This window comes from Streptomyces sp. NPDC037290 (genome assembly GCF_055603245.1).
This window is the reverse complement of record NZ_JBVJVZ010000001.1, coordinates 816,245-841,396: the sequence shown is the minus strand read 5'-3', so window position 1 is coordinate 841,396 and position 25,152 is coordinate 816,245. Positions and strand designations below refer to the sequence as shown.

22 protein-coding genes and 1 riboswitch are annotated in these 25,152 nt (G+C 69.5%); of the genes, 7 read left to right on the top strand and 15 right to left on the bottom strand.

Going from position 1 to position 25,152, the window contains the following annotated elements:
• Positions 1 to 89 precede the first annotated feature (89 nt).
• Both ACZ7HQ_RS03865 and ACZ7HQ_RS03860 read right to left on the bottom strand, forming a co-directional pair.
• Positions 90 to 1,433: an NYN domain-containing protein gene (locus tag ACZ7HQ_RS03865; protein ID WP_470984229.1), complete on the bottom strand. Its 1,344-nt coding sequence runs from the start codon at positions 1,431 to 1,433 to the stop codon at positions 90 to 92.
• 45 nt (positions 1,434 to 1,478) lie between these two features.
• On the bottom strand, positions 1,479 to 1,718 hold the full coding sequence (locus ACZ7HQ_RS03860; RefSeq protein ID WP_055541554.1) for a hypothetical protein: 240 nt from the start codon (positions 1,716 to 1,718) through the stop codon (positions 1,479 to 1,481).
• 154 nt (positions 1,719 to 1,872) lie between these two features.
• Here ACZ7HQ_RS03860 and ACZ7HQ_RS03855 point away from each other — a divergent pair, with 154 nt between their 5' ends.
• Both ACZ7HQ_RS03855 and ACZ7HQ_RS03850 read left to right on the top strand, forming a co-directional pair.
• On the top strand, positions 1,873 to 2,616 hold the full coding sequence (locus ACZ7HQ_RS03855) for a rhomboid family intramembrane serine protease (RefSeq protein ID WP_470984227.1): 744 nt from the start codon (positions 1,873 to 1,875) through the stop codon (positions 2,614 to 2,616).
• Positions 2,613 to 2,894 carry an Lrp/AsnC family transcriptional regulator gene (locus ACZ7HQ_RS03850; RefSeq protein WP_470984224.1) on the top strand — a complete coding sequence of 94 codons (282 nt, stop codon included), beginning with the start codon at positions 2,613 to 2,615 and terminating at the stop codon, positions 2,892 to 2,894. The genes ACZ7HQ_RS03855 and ACZ7HQ_RS03850 overlap by 4 nt, the downstream gene beginning before the upstream one ends.
• A gap of 37 nt (positions 2,895 to 2,931) precedes the next feature.
• Here the strand turns inward: ACZ7HQ_RS03850 and ACZ7HQ_RS03845 are convergent, their stop codons facing one another.
• The 6 genes from ACZ7HQ_RS03845 to ctaE form a co-directional block, all read right to left on the bottom strand.
• A complete protein-coding gene (locus ACZ7HQ_RS03845) occupies positions 2,932 to 4,293 on the bottom strand; it encodes an aminotransferase class V-fold PLP-dependent enzyme (RefSeq protein ID WP_470984222.1) in 1,362 nt (453 codons plus the stop codon).
• A gap of 158 nt (positions 4,294 to 4,451) precedes the next feature.
• A riboswitch (SAM riboswitch) is annotated at positions 4,452 to 4,568 on the bottom strand.
• An 86-nt stretch (positions 4,569 to 4,654) separates the two neighbouring features.
• Positions 4,655 to 5,719 carry an anthranilate phosphoribosyltransferase gene (gene trpD, locus ACZ7HQ_RS03840; RefSeq protein ID WP_470984219.1) on the bottom strand — a complete coding sequence of 355 codons (1,065 nt, stop codon included), beginning with the start codon at positions 5,717 to 5,719 and terminating at the stop codon, positions 4,655 to 4,657.
• 125 nt (positions 5,720 to 5,844) lie between these two features.
• On the bottom strand, positions 5,845 to 7,482 hold the full coding sequence (qcrB, locus tag ACZ7HQ_RS03835; RefSeq protein WP_470984216.1) for a cytochrome bc1 complex cytochrome b subunit: 1,638 nt from the start codon (positions 7,480 to 7,482) through the stop codon (positions 5,845 to 5,847).
• The gene (gene qcrA, locus ACZ7HQ_RS03830) at positions 7,479 to 8,537 is read right to left on the bottom strand and encodes a cytochrome bc1 complex Rieske iron-sulfur subunit (protein WP_470984214.1); all 1,059 of its coding nucleotides are present in this window, start codon (positions 8,535 to 8,537) and stop codon (positions 7,479 to 7,481) included. Before qcrA ends, qcrB begins: the two co-directional genes overlap by 4 nt.
• On the bottom strand, positions 8,534 to 9,346 hold the full coding sequence (gene qcrC, locus ACZ7HQ_RS03825; protein ID WP_470984212.1) for a cytochrome bc1 complex diheme cytochrome c subunit: 813 nt from the start codon (positions 9,344 to 9,346) through the stop codon (positions 8,534 to 8,536). The genes qcrA and qcrC overlap by 4 nt, the downstream gene beginning before the upstream one ends.
• A gap of 62 nt (positions 9,347 to 9,408) precedes the next feature.
• The gene (gene ctaE, locus ACZ7HQ_RS03820) at positions 9,409 to 10,029 is read right to left on the bottom strand and encodes an aa3-type cytochrome oxidase subunit III (RefSeq protein WP_023551361.1); all 621 of its coding nucleotides are present in this window, start codon (positions 10,027 to 10,029) and stop codon (positions 9,409 to 9,411) included.
• 154 nt (positions 10,030 to 10,183) lie between these two features.
• On the opposite strand from ctaE, the gene ACZ7HQ_RS03815 reads away from it, so the two are divergent.
• Positions 10,184 to 10,585 carry a response regulator gene (locus ACZ7HQ_RS03815; protein ID WP_470984209.1) on the top strand — a complete coding sequence of 134 codons (402 nt, stop codon included), beginning with the start codon at positions 10,184 to 10,186 and terminating at the stop codon, positions 10,583 to 10,585.
• 107 nt (positions 10,586 to 10,692) lie between these two features.
• Here the strand turns inward: ACZ7HQ_RS03815 and ACZ7HQ_RS03810 are convergent, their stop codons facing one another.
• The 4 genes from ACZ7HQ_RS03810 to ctaC form a co-directional block, all read right to left on the bottom strand.
• Positions 10,693 to 11,952: a L,D-transpeptidase gene (locus ACZ7HQ_RS03810; RefSeq protein WP_470984206.1), complete on the bottom strand. Its 1,260-nt coding sequence runs from the start codon at positions 11,950 to 11,952 to the stop codon at positions 10,693 to 10,695.
• Positions 11,953 to 12,127: 175 nt separating this feature from the next.
• Positions 12,128 to 12,526, bottom strand: coding sequence for a cytochrome c oxidase subunit 4 (locus ACZ7HQ_RS03805; RefSeq protein ID WP_023551358.1), 399 nt, complete (start codon positions 12,524 to 12,526; stop codon positions 12,128 to 12,130).
• Positions 12,523 to 14,253, bottom strand: a complete 1,731-nt coding sequence (gene ctaD / locus ACZ7HQ_RS03800; protein ID WP_470984204.1) for an aa3-type cytochrome oxidase subunit I — start codon at positions 14,251 to 14,253, stop codon at positions 12,523 to 12,525. The genes ACZ7HQ_RS03805 and ctaD overlap by 4 nt, the downstream gene beginning before the upstream one ends.
• Complete coding sequence (gene ctaC, locus ACZ7HQ_RS03795) at positions 14,250 to 15,209, bottom strand: aa3-type cytochrome oxidase subunit II (protein ID WP_470984201.1); 960 nt, start codon at positions 15,207 to 15,209, stop codon at positions 14,250 to 14,252. The genes ctaD and ctaC overlap by 4 nt, the downstream gene beginning before the upstream one ends.
• A 249-nt stretch (positions 15,210 to 15,458) precedes the next feature.
• Between ctaC and ACZ7HQ_RS03790 the strand changes: the two genes are divergently transcribed.
• On the top strand, positions 15,459 to 16,838 hold the full coding sequence (locus ACZ7HQ_RS03790) for an aminotransferase class V-fold PLP-dependent enzyme (RefSeq protein WP_470984199.1): 1,380 nt from the start codon (positions 15,459 to 15,461) through the stop codon (positions 16,836 to 16,838).
• Between the two features lie 56 nt (positions 16,839 to 16,894).
• On the opposite strand, the gene ACZ7HQ_RS03785 is transcribed toward ACZ7HQ_RS03790, so the two are convergent.
• Positions 16,895 to 17,869 (bottom strand): carbohydrate kinase family protein, encoded by a 975-nt coding sequence (locus ACZ7HQ_RS03785; RefSeq protein WP_470984197.1) that lies wholly within the window; start codon positions 17,867 to 17,869, stop codon positions 16,895 to 16,897.
• A gap of 129 nt (positions 17,870 to 17,998) precedes the next feature.
• On the opposite strand from ACZ7HQ_RS03785, the gene ACZ7HQ_RS03780 reads away from it, so the two are divergent.
• Positions 17,999 to 18,208, top strand: a complete 210-nt coding sequence (locus ACZ7HQ_RS03780) for a hypothetical protein (RefSeq protein ID WP_470984194.1) — start codon at positions 17,999 to 18,001, stop codon at positions 18,206 to 18,208.
• Positions 18,209 to 18,310: 102 nt separating this feature from the next.
• On the top strand, positions 18,311 to 19,894 hold the full coding sequence (locus ACZ7HQ_RS03775) for a hypothetical protein (protein WP_470984193.1): 1,584 nt from the start codon (positions 18,311 to 18,313) through the stop codon (positions 19,892 to 19,894).
• Positions 19,895 to 19,992: 98 nt separating this feature from the next.
• Here the strand turns inward: ACZ7HQ_RS03775 and ACZ7HQ_RS03770 are convergent, their stop codons facing one another.
• Positions 19,993 to 20,349 (bottom strand): iron-sulfur cluster assembly accessory protein, encoded by a 357-nt coding sequence (locus ACZ7HQ_RS03770; RefSeq protein ID WP_023551351.1) that lies wholly within the window; start codon positions 20,347 to 20,349, stop codon positions 19,993 to 19,995.
• A gap of 264 nt (positions 20,350 to 20,613) precedes the next feature.
• Between ACZ7HQ_RS03770 and nadA the strand changes: the two genes are divergently transcribed.
• Positions 20,614 to 21,798, top strand: coding sequence for a quinolinate synthase NadA (nadA, locus tag ACZ7HQ_RS03765; RefSeq protein WP_470984191.1), 1,185 nt, complete (start codon positions 20,614 to 20,616; stop codon positions 21,796 to 21,798).
• 51 nt (positions 21,799 to 21,849) lie between these two features.
• On the opposite strand, the gene ACZ7HQ_RS03760 is transcribed toward nadA, so the two are convergent.
• Positions 21,850 to 24,951 (bottom strand): efflux RND transporter permease subunit, encoded by a 3,102-nt coding sequence (locus ACZ7HQ_RS03760; protein ID WP_470984188.1) that lies wholly within the window; start codon positions 24,949 to 24,951, stop codon positions 21,850 to 21,852.
• Positions 24,952 to 25,152: the final 201 nt, after the last annotated feature.

Below are 25,152 nucleotides of genomic sequence, written 5' to 3'. Positions count from 1 at the left end.
CACTTGACTCACATGCAGTGATGCGCGATCGACACTACGTTGCGTGATGATCCGGACCAATTCGGGCATTGCATATGCCCGTTGGACCTTCAGGACAACCGCTTGAGAAGCACCGCAGAGGCGACGGGACGGGCACCCGCCCTCGCGACCCCGTCGGCCACCTCCCGGTCGGTGGAGGCGACGATGACCGGACGGCCCGGCGGCTCCGCACGCACGAGCTGGCGGATCAGCTCGTCGGCCGTCACACCCGGCTTGGAGAACAGCACCCTGACCCCGCGGGGCGGCGCGAGCAGCACGGGGGCGGCCAGTTCGGCACCGTCGAAGACACACGTGACCTCGGCGCCGCTCTGCGCGGCGAGCGCCGAGAGCTGACCGAGCAGCCTGAGCCGCTGCTTCTCCAGCGGCATCTGCGGATAACCCGTCTTGGTGACGTTGTAGCCGTCGACCACCAGATGCGCCTGCGGCAGCGCGAGCAGCTGGTCCAGGATGGCGGGATCGTTCTCCGACAGGGCGCGCGCCGCGATGTCCTTCGGGGTCATCCGTCCCGGTTCGACCGCGTCGACCGTCTCGGCGGGCCGTACGGACACGGGCGGCAGGGCGAGTTCGCGTCTGAGGCCCTGGGTGGCCTCCAGCAGGGTGTCCAGCAGCAGCCGCACCCGCATGTCCTCCACGCTGCGGCCCTCGCGGGCGGCGCGGCGGGTGGCCTCCAGCGCGGCCTCGGCCTCTCCCAGGCGCGCCTTGAGGCGGCGGGACTCGCTCTCGGCGGCCGACGCCTGCCGGTGCGCCTCCGCGCGGACGGCGTCGATCTCGCCCTGGACCTTGCGCAGGGCGGCCTCGCCGCGCTTGACGTCACTGAGGGCGGCCCGGAGTTTACGGTGCAGCGAGTCGGCTTCCCTCTTCGCCGAATCCAGCTCCGCGCGCAGCCGTTCGGTCTCGGCACGGGTGTGGTCGCGGGCCTGGGCCAGCTCGGCGCGCAGCCGCTCCAGCTCGGCCCGGCTCTCCTCGTCCGCCCGCTCGGCGTCGGCGCGCTGGGCCTCCTCGCCGGCCGCGGTGACGAGCTTCACCCAGCCCGCCGGGCGCATTACGTAGGCCGCGGCCGCCACGTCCAGCGGGTCCGCGGCCGGGGGCGGGGAACCGGAGTCGAGGGCGCCGGCGAGTTCCGGCTGGGCCTCTCTGAACTTCTCCCCGATCCGCTGCCGGAACAGCGGATCGGTCTCCAGAGCCGCCGCCATCGCGTTCCCGGCGAACTTGACCCGGCGATTGGGGGCGAACCGGGCGTACTGCCGCAGCTGCGCGGGCAGTTCCGCCACGGTCAGCCCGCCGAAGCCGTCCGAGACGATCTGCACGACCCGTCGTCGCACGCCGTCGGGCAGCGGACGGTCAAGCACCTCAGCGGTGCCGTCGCCCGGCCCCCCGCCTGCGGTCTCCGCCATCCGTCACACCCCACTACGTCTGTCACTTCTCCGGGGCGGCTCCGCTCAGGAGCCGGCACCCGGCCTGTCCACGAGTTCCACCTGGTCCACGGCGTTGCACCAGCGGCAGCGCACCGACTCGATGGTCTCACTGACCACCTCGCGCTCCTCCACCTTCGGCTCACCCGCCAGGTCGAGGTGGACGTACTCCACGACCTTGGAGGAGCGGGTCACGTCGAACCGGGTGAGGTTGCCGCACAGGGTGCAGCGCCATCGGGTCGTCGCGGTCGGCAGGGGAACCGTCATCGTGGCTGTCCGCTTCCTTCTCGTCCTCGCACCCGCGCCGCCGGCCGACGCGTGTGGCCGTAACCCTACGGCCTGCCGGGGACTCGCCGCCCGTCCGTCCACGGCGGCGAGGCAGTCTGTTGGCTTGCGTCCCGTTACGTCATGCTCTGTGTTCATGATCAGCGAGTGGAGCACGGCGGCCGGCAGGACCCTCAGAGCGGTCCGGAGCGCACCCGCACCCATGACCTACGTCCTCATCGGCCTGTGCTGTCTGCTCTTCGTGCTGGGCCCGGCCTCGGGGCTCACCCCGGGATACGGCTCCGGGGACGCCCTGCTCGCCGCGCAGCGGGTGTACTTCCGGCGCTGGGGCGTGGTGCCGGCCGAGCTGTTCGCCAGACCGGCGCGCGCGGCCCTCACCCCGGCCACGGCCCTGTTCGTGCACGGCAGCTGGGTGCACCTGCTCGGCAACATGCTCTTCCTCTTCGTCTTCGGCGCGATGACCGAGGAACGGATGGGCCGGGTCGAGTTCACCCTCTTCTACGTCGGCTGCGGCTACCTGGCCCTGCTCGGCTACGCGGCCGCCAACGCCACCTCCGAGCAGTCGCTGGTCGGCGCCTCCGGGGCGATCTCGGCGGTCCTCGGAGCGTTCCTCTACCTGTTCCCCCGCGCCCGTGTGACCAGTCTTCTTCCCTTCCTGTTCTTCCTGCCGCTGCGGTTCCCGGCCTGGGTCGTGCTGCCGTTCTGGGCGGCGCTGCAGTGGGCGGCGGCGGAGCGGGCCTCCGACGGGCCGGGGGTGGCGTATCTGGCCCACCTGGTCGGCTTCGGACTCGGCTTCGGCTACGCGTGGGTCCGTTACGGCCGTACAGCTAGAGTGAGGTCCGCCCCAGCTCCGGCACCCGAGGGAGAGAACCAGCCGTGATCAGCGCGATCGTCCTCATCAAGACCAGTGTGGACCGGATCCCCGAGATCGCTGAGCAGATCGCCGCGCTGGAGAGCGTCAGCGAGGTCTTCTCGGTCACCGGCACCTACGACCTGATCGCCATGGTCCGGGTCCGCCGGCACGACGACCTGGCCGAGGTCATCCCCGGCCGGATCAGCAAGATCCCCGGTGTGGAGGCCACCGACACGCACGTCGCGTTCCGCACGTACTCCCAGCACGACCTGGAGGCCGCGTTCTCGATCGGCCTGGACAACTAGGCGGTCCGGTACTGCCCCGCTCCCTCGGGGGCGGTCCTCACACGGCCGGCACGCAGCGGCCGTCCTCCGTGCGGTACGTCCACCGCGCACCCTCGGTCACCAGTTCCTTCACCGCGGTGACGAAACGCTCGACATGCTCGTCGGGGGTGCCCGCGCCGAAGCTCACGCGGATGGCGTTGAGGGACTTCTCGCCCGGCGCGGCCTCGGGGGCGCCGCATTCACCCTGGGTCTGGGGGTCGCTGCCGAGGAGCGTGCGGACCAGGGGGTGGGCGCAGAAGAGGCCGTCGCGGACGCCGATGCCGTACTCGGCGGAGAGCGCGGCGGCGAAGTGGGAGCTGTTCCAGCCCTCGACGACGAAGGAGATGACGCCGACGCGCGGGGCGTCGTCACCGAAGAGGGAGAGGATCTTCACCTGCGGGACCTCGGCCAGGCCCGCGCGGACCCTGGCGATCAGGTGCTGCTCACGGGCGACCAGGGAGTCCCAGCCGGCCTCGGTGAGCGCCTTGCAGGCCGACGCGATGGAGTGGACGCCGATGACGTTCGGGGAGCCGGCCTCGTGCCGCGCGGCGGTCTCGTGCCACTCCACGTCCACACCGCCGTCCTGACGCCGGGTCACCTTGCGGCTGGCGCCGCCGCCCGCGAGGTACGGCTCGGCCGTGCGCAGCCAGTCGGCACGGCCGGCCAGGACGCCGGAGCCGAAGGGGGCGTACAGCTTGTGGCCCGAGAAGGCGACCCAGTCGACGTCCAGGTCCCGGACCGAGACGGGGTGGTGGGGGGCCAGCTGGGCGGCGTCCAGGACGATACGGGCGCCGTGCGCGTGGGCGGCGGCGGCCAGCTCGCGCACCGGCCACAGCTCGCCGGTGACGTTGGAGGCTCCGGTGACGCAGACCAGGGCCGGGCCGTAGGGGTCACGGTCGGCGAGGGCCCGCTCCAGGGTCTCGACGGCCTGCTGCGGGGTCCGCGGGGCGTTGAGGTAGGTGACGCGGGCGTCCTGCCAGGGCAGCAGGGAGGCGTGGTGTTCGGTCTCGAAGACGAAGACCTGGCAGTCGGCCGGGATCGCCCGGGCCAGCAGGTTGAGGGAGTCGGTGGTCGACCGGGTGAAGACCACCTGGTCGTCCGGCCGGCAGTCGAGGAAGCCGGCGACCGTCCTGCGGGCGTTCTCGAACAGGTCGGTGGAGAGCTGGGAGAGGTAGCCGGCGCCGCGGTGGACGCTGCCGTAGTAGGGGGCGTAGGCGGCCACGTCGTCCCAGACGCGCTGGAGGGCGGGGGCGCTGGCCGCGTAGTCGAGGGCCGCGTAGGTGACCTCGCCACCGGTGACGAGCGGGACGGTGACATCCCGTCCCAGAACGGGCAGCGGGGCACAAACGGACTGGTCGGCGGCAGCGGTGAAGACAGACATGGGGAACTCCCGTGAGGACGTACGCGAAAAGACGTACGGGAAGAAGAGAAAAGGGTGTGCGGAGGCGGGGCTCTGCGGCCCTATCGCATTCGCTTGCTCACGGAAGGCTCCTCGACGACCAGGATCCCTGGTCCCACACTCTTCGAGAGTGTGCGAGGGATCCGCGCTTGCCGTGGACCTCGCTGCCCACGACCTGGTCCTCACCCGGGGCACCCCGCCACGGACGGAGGGTTGCCGGACAGCCGGCCGGGGCCGAATGGCTGTCACTCATGACCTGGTTCAGTATCCTGCCATACGATCTTCGGCGCGCAAGGCGCAGTCCGTCATCTGGACTGCGCCCCGCGTCACACGGCCGCGGCCGTCAGCGGTTGCTCGCCGCCACCCACCGCTCCAACGCCCGCTTCGCCGCTCCCGAGTCGATCGACTCCGCCGCCCTGGCCATACCGGACCGAAGCTGCTCCGCGAGGGACGCGTCGGTCGGCGCGAGCGCGACCAGCGCCGCCGCCGAGTTCAGCAGCACCGCGTCGCGCACCGGGCCCTTCTCACCGTCCAGCAGGCGCCGCGCCACCTCCGCGTTGTACGACGCGTCGGCGCCGCGCAGGGCCTCCACGGGGACGAGGCCGATGCCGACGTCCCGCGGGTCGAAGATCTCCTCCGTGACCTTGCCGTCCCGGACCACCCACACCCGCGAGGTGGCGGTGACGGTCAGCTCGTCCAGTCCGTCGTCGCCACGGAAGACCAGCGAGGAGTTGCCGCGCTCGGCGAGGACTCCGGCCACGATCGGGGCCATCCGGGGGTCGGCCACACCGACGGCCTGCGAGCGCACGTTGGCCGGGTTGGTCAGCGGGCCCAGCACGTTGAACGTCGTACGGATGCCCAACTGCCCGCGGGCCGGGGCGACATGGCGCAGCGAGGGGTGGAACCTCACCGCGAAGCAGATGGTGATGCCCGCCTCTTCGGCGACCTCGGCGACCCGCTGCGGCGTCAGGTTCAGATTGATCCCGAGCTTCTCCAGGACGTCGGAGGACCCGGACGCGGAGGACGCGGCGCGGTTGCCGTGCTTGACGACCTTGGTGCCCGTGCCCGCCACGACGATCGACGACATCGTGGAGATGTTCACCGTCTTGGCGCCGTCGCCGCCGGTGCCGACGATGTCGACGGCCGGTCCCGGGACCTCGATCACGTTCGCGTGCGCGTACATCGTCCGGACGAGCCCGGTGATCTCCTGGACCGTCTCGCCCTTGGCCCGCAGCGCCACCATGAACCCGGCGATCTGCGCGTCGGTCGCCTCGCCGCGCATGATCAGGTCCATCGCCCACGCGGTGTCGTCGGCGGACAGGTCCTGCCCGCCGAGCAGACCGTTCAGCAGGGCGGGCCAGGAGCGGTCCGCCGCGGTGTCGCCTCCAGCGGGGGTCACAGCGCTCATCAGCCGCTCCTTGTCGACAGTCCTGAAACGTCGTACACCACCCTATCCAGCCCGGCGCACGGCGAAGGGCCCCGTCCGGGGTACGGACGGGGCCCTTCGGCGTGGCGTGGCGACGCGACGCGGGATCAGTGGTGGCCGTGGCCGCTCGTGATCTCCTTGTACTCCTCGACGGTCGGCTTCGGGATCTGGTTGTCCTCGCCGTAGTAGGCGTTGGACAGCTTCACCCGGAACTTCTCCGAGGCCGGCACCTTGCGCTCGACACCGTTCTCGTCGACCGTCGGGCCGATCTCGGCCGGCTCGTACTGGTGGTGAGCGGTGAGGGTGTGCAGCTGCTCCTGGCTGAGCGGCTCGTGCACCTCGATGAACTCACCGTGCGGCAGGCGCTTGATGATGCCGGTCTCGCGACCGTGCAGCACCTTGTCGCGGTCGCGGCGCTGCAGGCCGAGGCAGATCCGCTTGGTGACGATGAACGCGACGACCGGTCCGACGAAGAAGCCGATCCGGACGAACCAGGTGACGGCGTTGATCGACAGGTGGAAGTGGGTGGCCCACAGGTCGTTGCCACCGCCGACCAGGCCGATCATGTAGACCGTCACCCAGGCGACACCGAACCCGGTACGGGTCGGGGCGTTGCGCGGGCGGTCCAGGATGTGGTGCTCGCTCTTGTCGCCGGTGACCCAGGACTCGATGAACGGGTAGACCGCGATCGCCGCCAGGACGACACCGAAGAGCACCAGCGGGATGAACACGCCCAGGACGAGCGTGTGACCCCACAGGTTGATCTCCCAGCCCGGCATGTAGCGGACCAGACCCTCGGCGAAGCCCATGTACCAGTCGGGCTGGGCACCGGTGGACACCTGGTCCGGGCGGTAGGGGCCCATGGCCCAGATCGGGTTGATCTGGGCGACCGCCGCGATGGCCGCGATGACACCGAAGACCAGGAAGAAGAAGCCTCCGGCCTTGGCCATGTACACCGGCAGCAGTGGCATGCCGACGACGTTCTTCTCGGTCTTTCCGGGGCCCGCGAACTGCGTGTGCTTGTGGTAGAAGACCAGGATCAGGTGCGCCACCATCAGGCCGAGCATGATGCCCGGCAGCAGCAGGATGTGGATCGAGTAGAACCGGGCGACGAAGTCGTGGCCGGGGAACTCGCCGCCGAAGAGGAACATCGAGATGTACGTGCCGACGATCGGCATGGACAGGATCGCGCCCTCGGTGAAGCGCACACCGGTGCCGGAGAGCAGGTCGTCCGGGAGCGAGTAACCGGTGAAGCCGGTGAACATGCCGAGGACGAACAGCAGGAAGCCGAACAGCCAGTTGATCTCACGCGGCTTGCGGAACGCGCCGGTGAAGAACACGCGCATCATGTGCACGAACATGCCCGCGAGGAAGATCAGCGCGGCCCAGTGGTGGATCTGCCGGACGAGCAGACCACCGCGCACGTCGAAGGAGATGTGCAGGGTCGAGTTGAACGCCTCGGACATCAGCTGTCCCTGGAGCGGGACATAGCTGCCGTGGTACTCCACCTCGTTCATCGACGGGTGGAAGAACAGCGTCAGATAGACACCCGTCAGGATGATGATGATGAAGCTGTACATGCACACTTCGCCCAACATGAACGACCAGTGGTCGGGGAAGATCTTGCGCATGTTGGCCTTGGCCAGGGAGTAGATCCCGAGCCGGCCGTCGGCCCAGTCGGCGATCCGCTCGCCGGCCGGGGCCTTCCCGCGAGAGCGGGGCGTCTCGTTCGCTGCAGTACTCATCCGCGCTCCCAGAATGCAGGACCGACGGGCTCCTCGAAGTCGCCGAGCGCCTGGAGGTAACCCTCGCTGTCCACACCGATGCGCAGCTGCGGCAGGGCGTGGCCGGCGGGGCCGAAGATCACTCGGGCACCGTCGGAGAGGTCGAAGGTGGACTGGTGGCACGGGCACAGCACGTGGTGCGTCTGCTGCTCGTACAGGGAGATCGGGCAGCCGACGTGGGTGCAGATCTTGGAGAAGGCGACGATGCCCTCGTGCGACCAGTCGAGCTCGCGCTTGTCCTTGATGTTGCCCGGCTGCAGCCGGACGATCATCAGGGCCGCCTTGGCGATCTCGTTCTGGAATTCCTCATCGGTCTCCTCCAGGCCGTCGGGCTTGGCGAAGGTGAGGGAGCCGACGGCGACGTCCTCGGGGCGCAGCGGCTGGTTGGTGTTCATGTTGATCAGGCGCTTGCCCTTGGCCCACAGGGTGTGCCGGAGCATGGTCCCGGGCTTCGGGCCCAGGCCGCCGAGCAGCATGACGCCGGAGAGCGGCACCAGGGCCAGCGCGCCGAACATCGTGTTGCGGATCAGCTTGCGGCGGCCGAGCGCCGACTCCTTGGCTCCCTGGCGGAAGTCCGCGTGGACCTTCGCACGGACCTCGGGCGAGGCCGCGATCGCGTGCCGGTCGTCGGCGACCTCCACGTCGGACATCAGGGTGCGGGCCCAGTGGACCGCGCCCGCGCCGATGCAGAACAGCGCCACGCCCAGGGTCAGGCCCAGGGCGAAGTTCATCGCGCTGATGTGCCCGATCGGGAAGACGAAGATCGACTTGTCGTTCGGGATCACCAGGTACGCGACGATGAAGCCGATGGTGGCCAGCATCGACACCGTGAACAGCAGGGCCACCATGCGCTCGGACCGCTTGGCGGCCCGCTCGTCGACGTCCTGGATGCGGTGCTCGTGCGGCGGCAGTCCCGGGTCGGCGAACGGGTTCTCCTCGTCCGCGACGCTTACCGCGCCGTGCGCGTGGTCCTGCTCAGCGGGCAGGTTCTCTTCTGGAATGTCTTGGCTACTCATGACTTCTTGGCCTTTGCGGTCCGAGCGGCGACCCAGACGGCGACGGCGATCAGCGCGCCGAGGCCGAAGATCCAGGCGAACAGACCCTCGCTGACCGGCCCGAGGCCGCCCAGCTCAAGACCGCCAGGATTCGTCGTCTCGCTGCTGTCGACCGAGTGCAGGTACGCGATGATGTCCTTCTTGTTCTTCTCCGTCAGCGTGGTGTCGGGGAAGGACGGCATGTTCTGCGGGCCGGTCTGCATGGCCTCGTAGATGTGCTTCGGGTCGACGCCCTCCAGCGTGGGCGCGAACTTGCCCTTGGTGAGGGCACCACCCTTGCCGGTGAAGTTGTGGCACTGCGCGCAGTTGGTGCGGAACAGCTCGCCACCCTTGGCGATGTCCGCGCCGTCCGGGCCGTACTGGTCCTTGGTGGGCACGTTGGGGCCGGCGCCCAGCGAGGCGATGTACGCGGCGAGCTGGTCGATCTGCGTCTGGTTGTAGACGACCTTCTTGCGCGGGACCTGGGCGCCCTGCGAGGTGGCGGCGGGCATACGGCCGGTGCCGACCTGGAAGTCCACGGCCGCGGCACCCACGCCGACCAGGCTCGGCCCGTCGGAGGAGCCCTGGCCACCGGTGCCGTGGCAGCTGGCGCAGCCGACCTCGTAGAGCTTCTTGCCCTCCTTGATGGTCAGGGACTGGGCGGAATCATCGGCCTGTGCCTTGCCCGCGGGTGCGAACGCGGCGTACAGCCCCCCAGTGGCCGCCAGCGCGAGGAGTAGGACGACGACCGCCGCCAGCGGATGGCGTCGTCGTGCGGAGAGCTTTTTCACGGATTACCCCGGTGTCAGGATCTTCTGCGTCGGTGCTTCTGGATGTGCGGGAGCCGGTCCCGCTACTTGATCAGGTAGATCGTGGCGAAGAGGCCGATCCAGACCACATCGACGAAGTGCCAGTAGTAGGACACGACGATGGCGGCGGTCGCCTGCTCGTGGGTGAACCTCTTGGCCATGTACGTACGGCCGAGGACCAGCAGGAAGGCGATGAGGCCGCCCGTCACGTGCAGGCCGTGGAAGCCGGTGGTCAGGTAGAACACCGAGCCGTACGGGTCGGAGGAGAGCGAGATGCCCTCGTCCTTCACCAGGCTCGTGTACTCGTAGATCTGACCGCCGATGAAGATCGCACCCATGATGAAGGTGAGGATGAACCAGCCACGGAGCTTCTTCACGTCCCCGCGCTCGGCCGCGAACACGCCGAGCTGGCAGGTGAGCGAGGAGAGCACCAGGATCGTGGTGTTCGTCGCCGAGAAGGGCACATTGAGCGCCTCGGCCATGTGCTTCCAGTGCGCCGGACCCGTCACCGATCGCAGGGTGAAGTACATCGCGAAGAGGGCCGCGAAGAACATCAGCTCGGAACTCAGCCAGATGATGGTTCCGACGCTGGTGAGGTTCGGCCGGTTGACCGACGGGTGCGCGTGCCCGGTTTCTACTGTCGTTGCTGTCGCCACGACCGACATTATGTCGGTCGCTTATCCCGCCCTCACTCCGGGGGGTGCCGTTCGGAGTGTTGCCCCCCGTCGAAGCGGTGTTGACGTGGTGTTCATGGGAGTAACATCCGCCCAAACGGCCCTGTCCGTCCCGTCCGTACGACGCTGACGTCCCGGAGGAACAATGCAGCCGACCGCCACGGTGCTGGTCTACAGCGACGACTCCAACACCCGCGAGCAAGTACGGCTGGCCACCGGCCGCAGGCCGGCTTCCGACGTCCCCCTCGTCGAGTTCGTGGAGTGCGCGACGCCCGAGGCGGTGCTGCGGGAGCTGGGCCGGGGGGGCATCGACGTGTGCGTCCTGGACGGCGAGGCCGTGCCCATGGGCGGCATGGGGGTGTGCCGGCAGATCAAGGACGAGGTGTTCAACTGCCCGCCGGTGCTGCTGCTGATGGGGCGGCCGCAGGACGCGTGGCTGGCCACGTGGAGCCGGGCCGACGCCGCGGTGACCCTGCCGGTGGATCCGGTGGAGTTCGCGTCCGCGCTGGCCTCTCTGCTCCGTCAGAAGCGGTTGCTGAGCGCCTAGGAGCCCGGGGCGCGGGGTTCGGGTGCGGCTGACGGGTCCTCCTGGCTCGTCGCGCCCGCCCGGCGGCAGCCGCACGCCGGACACGGCCCCGCGCCCCTGCAGGGCGCTCACACCGCCGTCGGCCGGAGGCGTACCGCGTCCTCGGGTGCCGGGCCGTCCGGGGCGCTGTTCGACAGCGCGCTGCCCGTGAGCCACTTCTTCCAGTCGACGTTCCAGTCGCCGAAGCCGTTGCCGAACGGTTCCATCGGGTCGCCGTTGGAGTTGACGACCCTGACGATGTCGCCCTCGTGGATGTGGTCGAAGAACCACTCGGCGTTGCCGGTGCTCATGCCGGTGCAGCCGTGGCTGACGTTCGCGTAGCCCTGTGAGCCCACGGACCAGGGTGCGGCGTGGACGTACTCGCCCGACCAGGTGACCCGGGTGGCGTAGTAGACGGGCAGGTCGTAGGAGTCGGAACTGTTCTCGGCGATGCCGACGGTGACCCCGCGCATCCGTACGAAGTACTGCTTTTCCAGTACGACCTTGACGCCGTTGCGGGTCTCGTAGCCGGGCTTGCCCGTGGTGACGGGCACCTGGTTGATCACCTTGCCGTTCTCGAAGAACGTCAGCTGGTGCGCCGAGGCGTCCGTGACGGCCTCGATCCGCTCCCCCGTGGTGATCTTCAGCGGCTTGGACCTGCCGCCCCACAGCCGGTCGCTGATCCGGACGCCGTCCAGGTTGCTGTGCACCTGGATGGTGGCGTGGGTGGGCCAGTAGTCCTTGGGGCGGTAGTGGAGTTCCTTGTTGCTCACCCAGTACCAGGAGCCCGGCACGGCCGGCGTGGCGTCCACCCTGAGGGCGCGTTCCACGACGGCCCGCTGCGCCTTGTCCCTGACCTCCTGGTCGAGTTGGGCGGTGATGGGCTGTCCCACGCCGTACTGGCCCGCGTCCGGCCCGAAGGTGACGTTCAGGCGCTTCTTGCCGCTGGGCTTGGTGGTGTCGAACGTGTAGACCTTGCGGCCGGGTGCGCCGTCGTCGTCCTCGGTGCTCACGGTGACCGTGTAGTGGGCGTTGGCGGCCAGCGGGGAGGTGCTGTGCCAGCGGCTGCCGTCGGCGGTGAGTTCGCCCGTCACATAGCGCCCTGTGGAGTCCTGGGCGGTGACGTCGGTGATGCGCCCGTCGTCGTCGACGGTGACCTCGAGGGGCTTGTCGGGATCGGCCCGCCTGCCCGCGTCGGTGGGGCCGTTGAAGGAGATCGAATCCGCTGCGTCGTACGGCTTGGCCGACAGGGGGTTGCCGTCCGAACCGCAGGCGGTGACGCCCGCGCCGAGGACGGTCACCAGCAGGGCGCAGCTGACGACGGTGCGGGTCCGCGGAGTGTGGTTCATATGATCACGCTATGAGACACCGCCCCTACTGGCGCGGCACGTAATCCGTACGAGTCATCGACACTACGGCAGAAGAAGGAAAGTGCGGGGGCCTCGCGGGCGCGGCGGCGGGAAAGGCCGGAAGCCCGGACCCTCCTGATGGAGTGTCCGGGCTTCCGGTGTGTGCGCTCGTGTGCTACTGGGTGCGGTTCTCACCGTGGTAGTACTCGAACACCCAGCCGAACAGGCCGACCACGATGAACGGGGCCGAGAAGTAGATCAGCCACCAGCCGACCGCGATGCTGAGGAAGGCGATCGCACCGCCGAAGCCCAGCATGAGGGGCTGCCAGCTGTGCGGGCTGAAGAAGCCCAGCTCGCCCGCGTCGTCCGCGACGTCGGCCTCCTTGTCGTCCTGGGCGCCCGCGTCGACCCGCCGGGCGGTGAAGCCCAGGTAGAAGCCGATCATGACGCTCAGGCCGAAGGCCAGGAAGAGCGCGGTGGTACCGGCCGGCTCCTTCGACCACACGCCATACACGATGGCCATGATCAGGATGAAGACGCTCAGCCAGATGAACATCCGACCCTGGATCTTCACTTGCCGGCCTCCTTGCTGCCCGCGACGGCGGTGCCGTGACCGGCGTACTCGAGCTGCTCGAGCGCGGCGATCTCAGGGTGGTGCAGGTCGAACGCCGGGGATTCGCTGCGGATCCGCGGCAGGGTGACGAAGTTGTGCCGGGGCGGCGGGCAGGAGGTCGCCCACTCCAGCGAACGGCCGTAGCCCCACGGGTCGTCCACGTTGACCGGCTTGCCGTACTTGGCCGTCTTCCACACGTTGTAGAGGAACGGCAGGATCGACAGGCCGAGCAGGAACGAGCTGATCGTCGAGATCGTGTTCAGGGCGGTGAAGCCGTCGGCCGCCAGGTAGTCGGCGTAACGACGGGGCATGCCCTCGGCGCCCAGCCAGTGCTGGACCAGGAAGGTGCCGTGGAAGCCGACGAACAGCGTCCAGAAGGTGATCTTGCCGAGGCGCTCGTCCAGCATCTTGCCCGTCATCTTCGGCCACCAGAAGTGGAAGCCGGAGAACATGGCGAAGACGACCGTGCCGAAGACCACGTAGTGGAAGTGGGCCACCACGAAGTACGAGTCGGAGACATGGAAGTCCATCGGCGGCGAGGCCAGGATGACACCCGTCAGACCACCGAACGTGAAGGTGATCAGGAAGCCGACCGCCCAGAGCATCGGGGTCTCGAAGGACAGCGAGCCCTTCCACATCGTGCCGATCCAGTTGAAGAACTTCACACCGGTCGGTACGGCGATGAGGAACGTCATGAAGGAGAAGAACGGCAGCAGCACACCGCCGGTGACGTACATGTGGTGCGCCCACACCGTCACGGACAGACCGGCGATCGCGATGGTGGCCGCGATCAGACCCATGTAGCCGAACATCGGCTTGCGGGAGAAGACCGGGATGACCTCGGAGATGATGCCGAAGAACGGCAGCGCGATGATGTACACCTCTGGATGGCCGAAGAACCAGAAGAGGTGCTGCCACAGTAGTGCGCCGCCGTTCGCGGCATCGAAGACGTGGGCCCCGAACTTACGGTCCGCCTCCAGGGCGAACAGCGCGGCCGCGAGGACCGGGAAGGCCAGCAGGACCAGGACGGCGGTCAGCAGCACGTTCCACACGAAGATCGGCATGCGGAACATGGTCATGCCCGGGGCGCGCATGCAGATGATCGTGGTGATGAAGTTGACCGCGCCGAGGATGGTGCCGAAGCCGGAGAAGGCCAGACCCATGATCCACATGTCGGCGCCGATGCCCGGCGAGCGGACCGCGTCCGACAGCGGGGAGTAGGCGAACCAGCCGAAGTCGGCCGCACCCTGCGGGGTGAGGAAACCGCCGACCGCGATGGTCGAGCCGAACAGGTACAGCCAGTAGGCGAACATGTTCAGCCGCGGGAACGCCACGTCCGGCGCGCCGATCTGCAGCGGCATGATCCAGTTCGTGAAGCCGGCGAACAGCGGCGTCGCGAACATCAGCAGCATGATCGTGCCGTGCATCGTGAACGCCTGGTTGAACTGCTCGTTCGACATGATCTGCAGGCCCGGCCGGGCCAGCTCGGCGCGCATCAGCAGCGCCATCACGCCACCGATCAGGAAGAACGCGAACGAGGTGACCAGATAGAGCGTGCCGATCGTCTTGTGGTCGGTGGTCGTCAGCCACTTCACCACGAGGTTGCCGGGCTGCTTGCGCCTGACCGGTAGCTCGTCGGCGGTGCCTTCAGCTGCCGCGGCACCCTGGGGTTCGTTGAGGATGCTCACAGGTTGTTCGTCTCCCGGTTCTTCTCGTGGCTCGTCTGCGCGATGCCGGCGGGAATGTAACCGGTCTGCCCCTTCTTGGCGAGGTCCTGGAGGTGCTTCTGGTACGCCGCCGGGGAGACCACCTTCACGTTGAACAGCATCCGCGAGTGGTCCACGCCGCAGAGCTCGGCGCACTTGCCGAGGAAGGTGCCCTCCTGGTTGGGAGTCACCTGGAAGGCGTTGGTGTGGCCCGGGATGACGTCCTGCTTCATCAGGAACGGCACCACCCAGAAGGAGTGGATGACGTCACGAGAGGTCAGCACGAAGCGGACCGTCTTGCCCTTGGGGAGCCAGAGCGTCGGACCGGGGTTGTTCGTCTGCGGGTTCCGCGTGCCGGGGGTACCGACGTCGTAGACACCGCCGGCGTTCGCCGGGAAGTCCTTCTTGAACCGGTCCGGAATGGCGTCCAGGTTCTTGTCGGTCTTCGCGTCACCGGAGACACCGGGGACGCTCTCGACGTAGTTGAAGCCCCAGCTCCACTGGAAGCCGACCACGTTGACCGTGACGTCGGGCTTCTTGGAGAGGTCCAGGAGCTTCGACTCGTCCCGGGCCGTGAAGTAGAAGAGCACCGAGATGATGATGATCGGGACCACCGTGTACAGGGCCTCGATCGGCATGTTGTACCGGGTCTGCGGAGGTACCTCGACCTTGGTGCGGCTGCGCCGGTGGAACATGGCGCTCCACAGGATCAGGCCCCACACCAGCACGCCGACGGCGAGCGCGGCAGCCCAGGAGCCCTGCCACAGGGAGAGGATCCGCGGAGCCTCTTCCGTGGTCGGGGTGGGCATGCCAAGGCGGGGGAAGTCCTTGTATGTGCAACCGGTTGCGGTCGCCAGGACCAGGCCCGCGGTCAGTGCCTGCAGCAGCTTCCGCCGCATCGGGCGCCGCGGCGAGCGGTCGGAGCCGTTGGGACTCACGTAGCGCCTTCCCGAGAGTCTCGCCCGCGCGGTCGGCTGCGGCCGTCTTCTCGCTGGTCGGTCGCCGCCCTGCGTCGGGCAGGGGTTTGGATGTTTATGCGGACCAAACCCTAGCCGACGCCCTCCGGGGGTTCGCGGGGAGGGGGGCCTACTAACCCGGGTGGTTCGCTGGATTGGCGGCGGCGGGCCTGCTGTGGCTGGTCGCGCCCCTTCGGGACGCCGCCCTGACCGGCGGTTTAGCGTTGCCGTATGGCCTACTTTGATGCTGCTTCCGCCGCTCCCCTCCATCCTGTGGCCCGTCAGGCGCTGTTGGCCTCTTTGGATGAGGGATGGGCCGATCCCGCGCGGCTGTACCGGGAGGGCCGTAAGGCTCGCATGCTGCTGGACGCCGCCCGGGAGGCGGCTGCCGAAGCCGTCGGCTGCCGGGCCGACGAGGTGGTGTTCACCTCGTCCGGTACGCGGGCCGTACACACGGGTGTCGCGGGGGCGTTGGCCGGAAGGCGCCGGGTCGGACGCCACCTGATCGTGTCCTCCGTCGAACACTCCTCCGTACTCCATTCGGCGGAGGCGTTCGAGGCGGACGGGGGCACGGTGACCCGGGTGCCGGTGAACCGGGCCGGTGCCGCGGACCCCTCGGGCTATGCGAGTGCCCTGCGGCCGGACACCGCGCTGGCGTGCCTGCAGTCGGCCAACCACGAGGTGGGGACCGTGCAGCCGGTGGGCGAGGTGGCCGAGCTGTGCCGGGCGGCCGGGGTGCCGCTGCTGGTGGACGCGGCCCAGTCGCTGGGCTGGGGGCCGGTCGAGGGTGCCTGGTCGCTGCTGACCGCGAGCGCGCACAAGTGGGGCGGGCCGTCCGGGGTCGGGCTGCTCGCGGTACGCAAGGGGGTGCGGTTCGCCGTCCAAGGGCCGGTGGACGAGCGGGAGTCGGGGCGGGCGCCCGGGTTCGAGCACATCCCGGGGATCGTGGCGGCCGTGGCCTCACTGCGGGCGGTACGGGCACAGGCGGCCCAGGAGGCGGTACGGCTGCGGGAGCTGACGGAGCGGATCCGGGCGCGGGTGCCGGAGCTGGTGCCGGACGTGGAGGTCGTCGGCGACCCCGAGCGGCGGCTGCCCGGCATCGTCACCTTCTCCTGCCTCTACGTCGACGGCGAGGCCCTGTTGCACGAACTGGACCGGGAGGGCTTCTCGGTCTCCTCCGGTTCGTCGTGCACGAGCAGCACCCTGACACCCAGCCATGTGCTGAAGGCGATGGGGGTGCTGAGCGAGGGGAACGTGCGCGTTTCGCTGCCGGCGGGGACGGCCGAGGAGGACGTGGAGCGGTTCCTCGCGGTGCTGCCGGGGGTGGTGGCGGGCGTACGGGAGAAGCTGGGCGCACCCGCGGCTCAGGCCGCTCAGCAGGGCCCCGGGGAAGTACTCGTCGACTCCCTGGGCAAGCGGTGCCCGATTCCGGTCATCGAGCTGGCCAAGGTGTTCGGGCAGGTGCCGGTGGGTGGGACCGTACGGGTGCTCTCGGACGACGAGGCGGCCCGTCTGGACATCCCGGCGTGGTGCGAGATGCGGGGGCAGGAGTACGTCGGGGAGGAGCCGGCGGACAGGGGAACGGCGTTCGTGGTCCGAAGGGTCTCCTGAAGGCGACCGGGAGGCAGCGCCCCGCAGGGGGCGCTGTGCTGTGTCCGATTCGGGCCTCAGCCCAGATGAGCCCGCACTTCCTGACCGGCGTCATCCCCGTACGCCTTCACGAACCGCTCCATGAAGTGCCCCCGGCGCAGCTGGTACTCCTGCGTGCCCACGGTCTCGATGACCAGCGTGGCGAGCATGCAGCCCACCTGCGCCGCGCGCTCCAGCGGGACACCCCAGGCCAGTCCCGACAGGAACCCCGCGCGGAAGGCGTCGCCGACACCCGTCGGGTCGGCCTTGCGCTCCTCCTCGGGGCAGCCGACCTCGATCGGGTCCTCGCCGGTCCGCTCGATGCGTACGCCCCGCGAGCCGAGCGTGGTGACGCGGTGGCCGACCTTGGCCAGGATCTCGGCCTCGCTCCAGCCGGTCTTGGACTCGATGAGGCCCTTCTCGTACTCGTTGGAGAACAGGTACGTCGCACCGTCCAGCAGTATCCGGATCTCCTCACCCTCCATCCGGGCGATCTGCTGGGAGAAGTCGGCGGCGAAGGGGATCCCGCGGGAGCGGCACTCCTCGGTGTGGCGGAGCATCGCCTCGGGGTCGTCGGCGCCGATGAGGACCAGGTCGAGGCCGCCCACGCGGTCGGCGACCGTCTTCAGCTCGATGAGGCGGGCCTCGCTCATCGCGCCGGTGTAGAAGGAGCCGATCTGGTTGTGGTCGGCGTCGGTGGTGCACACGAAGCGGGCGGTGTGCAGGGTCTCGGAGATCCGGACCGAGTCGGTGTCCACGCCGTGCCGGTCGAGCCAGGCCCGGTACTCGTCGAAGTCGAAGCCGGCCGCGCCGACCAGGATCGGCCCGGTGCCGAGCTGCCCCATGCCGAAGGCGATGTTCGCGGCGACGCCGCCGCGGCGCACGTCGAGGTTGTCGACCAGGAAGGACAGCGAAACCGTGTGCAGCTGGTCCGCGACGAACTGGTCGGCGAAGCGGCCGGGGAAGGTCATGAGGTGGTCGGTGGCGATGGAGCCGGTGACTGCGATGCGCACGTCGGCATTCTCCTGCGGGAGGCGGGATTGACAGTTCACGCTACCCGGTCGGCCGCCGGGGCTGTAGCTGGCGAAACTACCCGATAGTAGATCTTTCTTCGCGGGCGGAAGCAGGCCTACCGTGCGGTCATGACGAACCTCAAATTCCGCTCCGCCGCCCCGGCCGACCTCGAGGGCGACCTTGCCGCGCTGCGCGGCGACTGCGCCCGGATGGCTCCGCACTGGGCGGTTCCCGAGCACGCCGAGTCCCGGCCGGTGCCGCCGTCCCTGATCCACGGGGTGACCGTGCCGGCGCGCTCCGCGCGGCTGCTGGACGCGATGTCGGACTACGGCGACTGACGCTCGGGGCGCATTCCGCAGGGAACCGCACGCTCCCCTCGCGCGTCCCATCGCCGTCCCTCAGGTGGGGGATGCGGGATACGACCAGCGAGGAGCGATGCGGTGAACACCGAGCAACCCGAGAACCGCGAGCAACCCGAGGGCTCCGAGCCGGCCGAGAGCGCTGAGAGCCCCGGGAGCGGCGGGGGCATCGAGGGCTCCGAGGACTCCGGGAAGCCCGACTCTGACGGCGCTGTCGTTCCGGGGCACGACGGCGCGGAAGACGGTGCGGACGACGGGCGTGCGGCGCGGCGGAGGTCGCGGCTCGCCGTCGTCTGTGTCGCCGCCGCCGTGCTGCTGGTCGGCGGCGGTGGCGCCTATCTCGCGTCGAACAGTGACTCCGGCGGTCGTACGGCCGGCGACGGCGCCCCTCCCCCGCCGCTGGCCCTGGACGGCTGGAGCGGCACGGGCGGTGTCGCGCCGGGCGAGCCGGACCCGTACGGCGCGACCTACGTGGCCCGGGGCGAGCTGCCGGCCGGCCCCGGCTCCGCGCCGGTGTACGTGCCGAGGGGCGAGGTCGGCAAGGACGCCGTGGTCCGGCTGGCCAGGGCGCTCGGTGTCGACGGCGCTCCGGTGGCCGAGGGACGGATCTGGCGGGTCGGGGGCAGGGACGGCTCCGGGCCGAGCCTTCAGGTGAACCGGGACGCGCCGGGCAGCTGGTCGTACAGCCGGTACGCGCCGGGCACCGACGACTGCCGGAAGGGGCCCCTGTGCGCACACGACCCGATGGGTCCCACCGGCGGTCCGGTGAGCGTGGCGAAGGCGACGGAGGCCGCCGCGCCGGCGCTGAAGGCGGCCGGGCTGGACGCCGCGAAGATCGACGCGAGCCAGGTCATGGGTACCCAGCGGGTGGTCAACGCCGATCCGGTGGTCGGTGGGCTGCCGACGTACGGCTGGACGACCGGCCTGACCGTGGACCGGCAGGGCGAGCTGGCCGGCGGGCACGGGCTGCTGGGAGCGCCGGTGAAGGGCGCCGCGTATCCCGTGCTGAGCGCGACGAGGACGCTGAAGCTGATGAACGCGGCTCCCAAGGGCGACCACCGGATGGGGATCGGTGGCTGTGCCAGTCCGATGCCGCTGAAGGACCGGTTGGAGCAGCCCTGCGGGGCGTCCACGGGGGTGCCGAAGCAGGCGGCGGACCGGGTGACCGTGGACAAGGCGGTGTTCGGGCTGGCCACGCACTCCGTCGCCGGGCGGCAGACGCTGGTGCCGTCCTGGCTGTTCGAGGTGCGCGGGGCCGGGGGCCAGGGCACGTCCACGGTGACGTATCCGGCGGTCGATCCCCGGTATCTGGCGTCGGCTTCTCCCTCCGGCGGGCCGAGCACGGCGCCTGGGCCCCGCCGCACGCACACCGTGAAGGTCACCGGGTACACGGCCGACGACCGGGAGCTGAAGGTGAGCTTCTTCGGCGGGGTGTGCGCCGACTACCGGGCCACGGCCAAGGAGAGCGCCGAGCGGGTGACGGTCACGGTCACCGAGACGCCCTGGCCGGACAAGGTGTGCGTGCTGATCGCCAAGGAGTACGTGAAGACCGTACGGCTGGACGCGCCGCTGGACGGGCGGACGGTGGTCGGGGTGGACGGCGCACGGATCCCGCGGGCCCGGCCGGGCTCGCTGCGGCCGGACGCGTCACCCCAGGCCCGCTGACCCCTGGCCGGGCCCGGTCGCGGAAACGTGAAGGCGGCGGTCCCCGCGAAGGGGGCCGCCGCCTTTCTCACTCCGTCGGACCGTGAGGGCCCGCCGGCTCAGCTGAAGGAGTCGCCGCAGGCGCAGGAGCCGGTCGCGTTCGGGTTGTCGATCGTGAAGCCCTGCTTCTCGATCGTGTCCACGAAGTCGACGGTGGCGCCGCCCAGGTACGGAGCGCTCATGCGGTCCGTGACGACCTTGACCCCGCCGAAGTCCTTCTCCACGTCACCGTCGAGCGAGCGCTCGTCGAAGAAGAGCTGGTAGCGCAGGCCGGAGCAGCCGCCGGGCTGGACGGCGACACGCAGCGCGAGGTCGTCGCGGCCTTCCTGGTCGAGCAGGGCCTTGACCTTGGCCGCGGCGGCGTCGGTCAGGATGATGCCGTCGGTGACGGTGGTGGTCTCGTCCGATACGGACATCTACATCTCTCCCGGGTTGTACGGAGACTGCTTGCCGACGAGTGCAACCGGCACTTCCGCGGATTCATTCCGGGCCGGGCAGTCGCGTTGTCGCGTTCTTACTTCTGACTTCATGCTCGCACATGCCCGTCGGCAGCGGCAGCGGCCTGTGGAGGGACCCGAGCGGGATTCACGTCACATGGACGCTATGGCCATCGTCAAAGTGACGTGAACCGGTTATGATAGATAGCGTCAGTTAGACGAAAAGTAGAAAGGGTGCGTGTCGTGACCACCGCCCAGACCCCGGAGCTCGACGTGCAGCCGACTCCGCTCGCCCTGCTGCTGCTCGGCCGTGAGGCCGACCCGAAGAGCGAGCGGGGCGTCGAGTGCCCCGGTGACCTGCCGTCGCCGTCCGACCCCGACCTGGTCGAGCGCGCCCGCGCGGCCAAGGAGAAGCTCGGTGACAAGGTCTTCGTGCTCGGCCACCACTACCAGCGCGACGAGGTCATCCAGTTCGCCGACGTCACGGGTGACTCCTTCAAGCTGGCCCGGGACGCGGCCGCGCGCCCGGAGGCCGAGTACATCGTCTTCTGCGGTGTGCACTTCATGGCCGAGTCGGCGGACATCCTGACGTCCGACGACCAGAAGGTGGTCCTGCCCGACCTCGCCGCCGGCTGCTCGATGGCCGACATGGCGACGGCCGAGCAGGTCGCGGAGTGCTGGGACGTGCTGACCGAGGCCGGGATCGCCGAGCAGGTGGTCCCCGTGTCGTACATGAACTCCTCCGCCGACATCAAGGCGTTCACCGGCAAGCACGGCGGCACCATCTGCACCTCGTCGAACGCCAAGCGCGCCCTGGACTGGGCCTTCGAGCAGGGCGAGAAGGTCCTCTTCCTGCCCGACCAGCACCTCGGCCGCAACACCGCCGTCCGGGACATGGGCATGTCCCTGGACGACTGCGTGGTCTACAACCCGCACAGGCCGAACGGCGGCCTGACGGCGGAGGAACTGCGCGCGGCGAAGATGATCCTGTGGCGCGGCCACTGCTCGGTCCACGGCCGCTTCACCCTGGACTCGGTCAACGACGTCCGCGAGCGCATCCCGGGCGTGAACGTCCTGGTCCACCCGGAGTGCAAGCACGAGGTGGTCGCCGCCGCGGACCACGTCGGCTCGACGGAGTACATCATCAAGGCCCTGGAGGCCGCCCCGGCCGGCTCCAAGTGGGCCATCGGCACCGAGCTGAACCTGGTCCGCCGCCTGGCGAACCGTTTCGCGCCGGAGGGCAAGGAGATCGTCTTCCTCGACAAGACGGTCTGCTTCTGCTCGACCATGAACCGCATCGACCTGCCCCACCTGGTCTGGGCCCTGGAGTCCCTCGCCGAGGGCAACCTGGTCAACCGGATCGAGGTCGACAAGGAGACCGAGGCGTTCGCGAAGCTGGCGCTGGAACGGATGCTGGCGCTTCCCTAGCACGCACGAAAGGGCCGGATCTCCTGCGAGATCCGGCCCTTTCGCATGCCGTCAGACTCCGGCCGGCTCCGGCACCCGCTCGGTCCTCACCTCTCGCCCGGCCGCCCGCTTCTTCGCCCGCCGCTCCTTGCGGAGTTCGAGCATCGCGTAGAGCGTCGGGACGAGGAGCAGCGTCAGCAGCGTCGACGTGATCAGACCGCCGATGACGACCACCGCGAGCGGCTGGGCGATGAAGCCGCCCTCGCCGGTGACGCCCAGGGCCATCGGGAGGAGGGCGAAGATCGTCGCCAGGGCCGTCATCAGGATCGGACGGAGACGGTGGCGGCCGCCCTCCACTACGGCTTCCACCACGCCGTAGCCCTGCCTCCGGTACTGGTTGATCAGGTCGATCAGCACGATCGCGTTGGTCACCACGATGCCGATCAGCATCAGCATGCCGATCATCGCCGGGACGCCCATCGGGGTGCCGGTGGCCACCAGCAGGCCGATCGCGCCCGTCGCCGCGAACGGGATCGAGACCAGCAGGATCAGCGGCTGGGCCAGCGAGCGGAACGTCGCGACCAGCAGCATGAAGACGATCGCGATCGCCGCCAGCATGGCCAGGCCCAGGTTCTTGAACGCGTCGTTCTGGTCCGAGGTCACGCCGCCGATCTCCGCCTTCGCGCCCGCCGGGAGCTTCAGCGCCTTGATCTTCGACTGGAGCTTGGTGCTGATCGCACCCGTGTTGTCACCCGTCGGCTTGGCCGTGATGGTCGCGGCACGCCGGCCGTCGATCCGGGTCAGCGACACCGGGCCGTCCACCAGCTTCACCGTGGCGATGTCGGCGAGCTTCACCGGGCCGAGGCGCAGTGCCCTCAGCTGGGCCAGCGTCGTCGCGGGCTTCGCCGACCGCACGACGACATCGCGCTCGGTGTCGTCGAGGATCGCCTTCGCCGCCGTCGTCCCGCGTACCGCCTGGGCGACCGCGGCACCGAGCTTCTGGTCGTCGAACCCGGCCGCCGCGGCCTTGGCGTTGGCCTTCACGGAGATCCGCGGCACGCTGGTCGCGAGGTCGCTGGTGACGTCCGTGACGCCGTCGAGCCCGGCCACCGCGGAGCGGACCTGTGCGGCCGCCGTCCGCAGCGCCCCGGGGTCGGAGGCCTTGACCACCACGCTCAGGTTCTGGTTGCCGAAGCCGTCACCGGCCGACACGGTGGTCGTACCGATGCCCTTGAGCTTCTTCAGGCCGTCCTCGAGGTGCTTCTGCACGGTGTCGTACGACTTCGAGTCCTTCAGCATCACCTGGTAGGACGCCTGGTTGGTGTCGGTGCCGCCGCCGAAGGCCGCCATGAAGCCGGAGGAGCCGACGGTGACCTGGTAGTCCTTGACGCCCTCGGTGGAGGCCAGCAGCTTCTCCACCCGCTTCGCCTGCGCGTCGGTGGCGGCCAGGCTCGTACCCGGCTTCAGCTCCTGCTTGACCGTGAGGACCTCCTGGTCGCCCTGGTCGAAGAAGTTCGTCTTCAGCAGGCCGCCCATGCCGAACGTGACGACCAGGACCACGATCGCGATCAGCACGCTGGTGAGGCGGCGGCGTGTCGCGAAGCGCAGGACCGGGACGTACGCGCGCTGCAGGCGGCTGTTCGCCTCCTTCTGCTCGGCCCTGCGGCGGGCCTCCTCGGCGTCCTCGGGGGTGCCCTTCGGGGCGCGCAGGAACCAGTACGACAGCACCGGCACGACCGTCAGGGACACCAGGAGGGAGGCCAGCAGGGCCGCCGTCACGGTGATGCTGAACGAGCCGAACAGGGCGCCCACCATGCCGCCGACCAGGCCGATCGGCAGGAACACGGCGACCGTGGTGAGGGTGGAGGAGGTGACCGCGCCGGCCACCTCGCGCACGGCGTTCAGGATCGCGTCCCTGCGCTCCTCGCCGTAGCCGAGGTGGCGCTTGATGTTCTCCAGGACCACGATCGAGTCGTCCACGACCCGGCCGATGGCGATGGTCAGCGCGCCGAGCGTGAGCATGTTCAGCGACAGGCCGCGCGTCCACAGCATGATCAGGGCCAGGACGACCGACAGCGGGATGGAGACCGCCGTGACCAGCGTCGAGCGGATCGACGCCAGGAAGACCAGGATGACGAGGACCGCGAAGAGCAGGCCGAGCGCGCCCTCCGTGGTCAGGCCCTTGATGGACTTCGACACGGCCGGCCCCTGGTCGCTGACGACCGTGAGCCTCGCGCCCGCGCCGAGCTGCTCACGCAGGCCGGGCAGCTTGTCCTTGACCGCGTTCGAGATGGTGACCGCGCTGCCGTCGTGGTCCATCGTCACGTTGACGGCGAGGCTGGGCCTGCCGTCGGTGCGGGTGAGGGAGTCGGCCGGGGCCGGCTGCTCCCTGACGGTGGCCACGTCACCGAGGCGGACGGGCTTGCCGCCGCTCGGGCCGGTGACCATCAGGTCCTGGATCTGCCGCAGCGAGGTGAAGCCGCCTCCGACCTGGACGGTGCGGTTCGCGCCGTTCTCGTCGAAGGAGCCGGCCGGGACGGTCGCGCCGCCCGCCTGGAGGGCCTGGCCGAGCGCGGCGGAGGTGAGGCCGGCCCGGGCGAGCTTCGCGTCGTCCGGGGTGACCGTGACCTGGAGGTCGCGGACGCCCATGACCTGGACGCGGCCGACGCCGTCGATGTCCTTCAGGGTGGGTACGACGGTCTGGTCGAGCTGGTCCGCGAGCGCCTGCTGGTCCTTGTCGGAGGTGGCGGCGAGGACTACGGTCGGCATGTCGTCGGTGGAGCCGGATATGACCTGCGGGTCGACGCCGTCCGGGAGCTGGTTGCGGGCCCGGTTCACGGCCTGCTGGACGTCCGAGACGATCCGCTTGGTGTCGTTGCCGTAGTCGAAGGACGCCATGATCACGGCGTTGCCCTCACGGGCGGTGGAGGTGACCGAGGTGACGCCGTCGACGCCCTGGAGGTTGTTCTCGATCGGCTCGACGACCTGCTTCTCGACCACGTCGGGCGAGGCACCCTGGTACGGAGTGATCACCGACACCATGGGCAGGTTGATGGTGGGCAGCAGCTGCTGCTTGATCTGGGGTATCGCGATCAGCCCGAAGACGAGCGCGACGAGCGACATCAGGCCGATCAGGGCCCGTTGGCGAAGGCTGAATCTCGACAGCCAGGACATGGGTCAGGGTCTCTCTTCGGTGAGCGGCAGAAGCGGCGGAGGGACGCAGGTGAGCGCCCACCCCCACACCCTGAGCCATGACCGAGGGCCGATCCGTAGGCCCAGGGTCCATTTCCTTGTCCGGGGCCTACTCCGCCCGCAGTACACAAGGGTGGAGATCCGCAGTACGCCAGGGTGGAGATCCGCAGGAGGCCCGGGTGG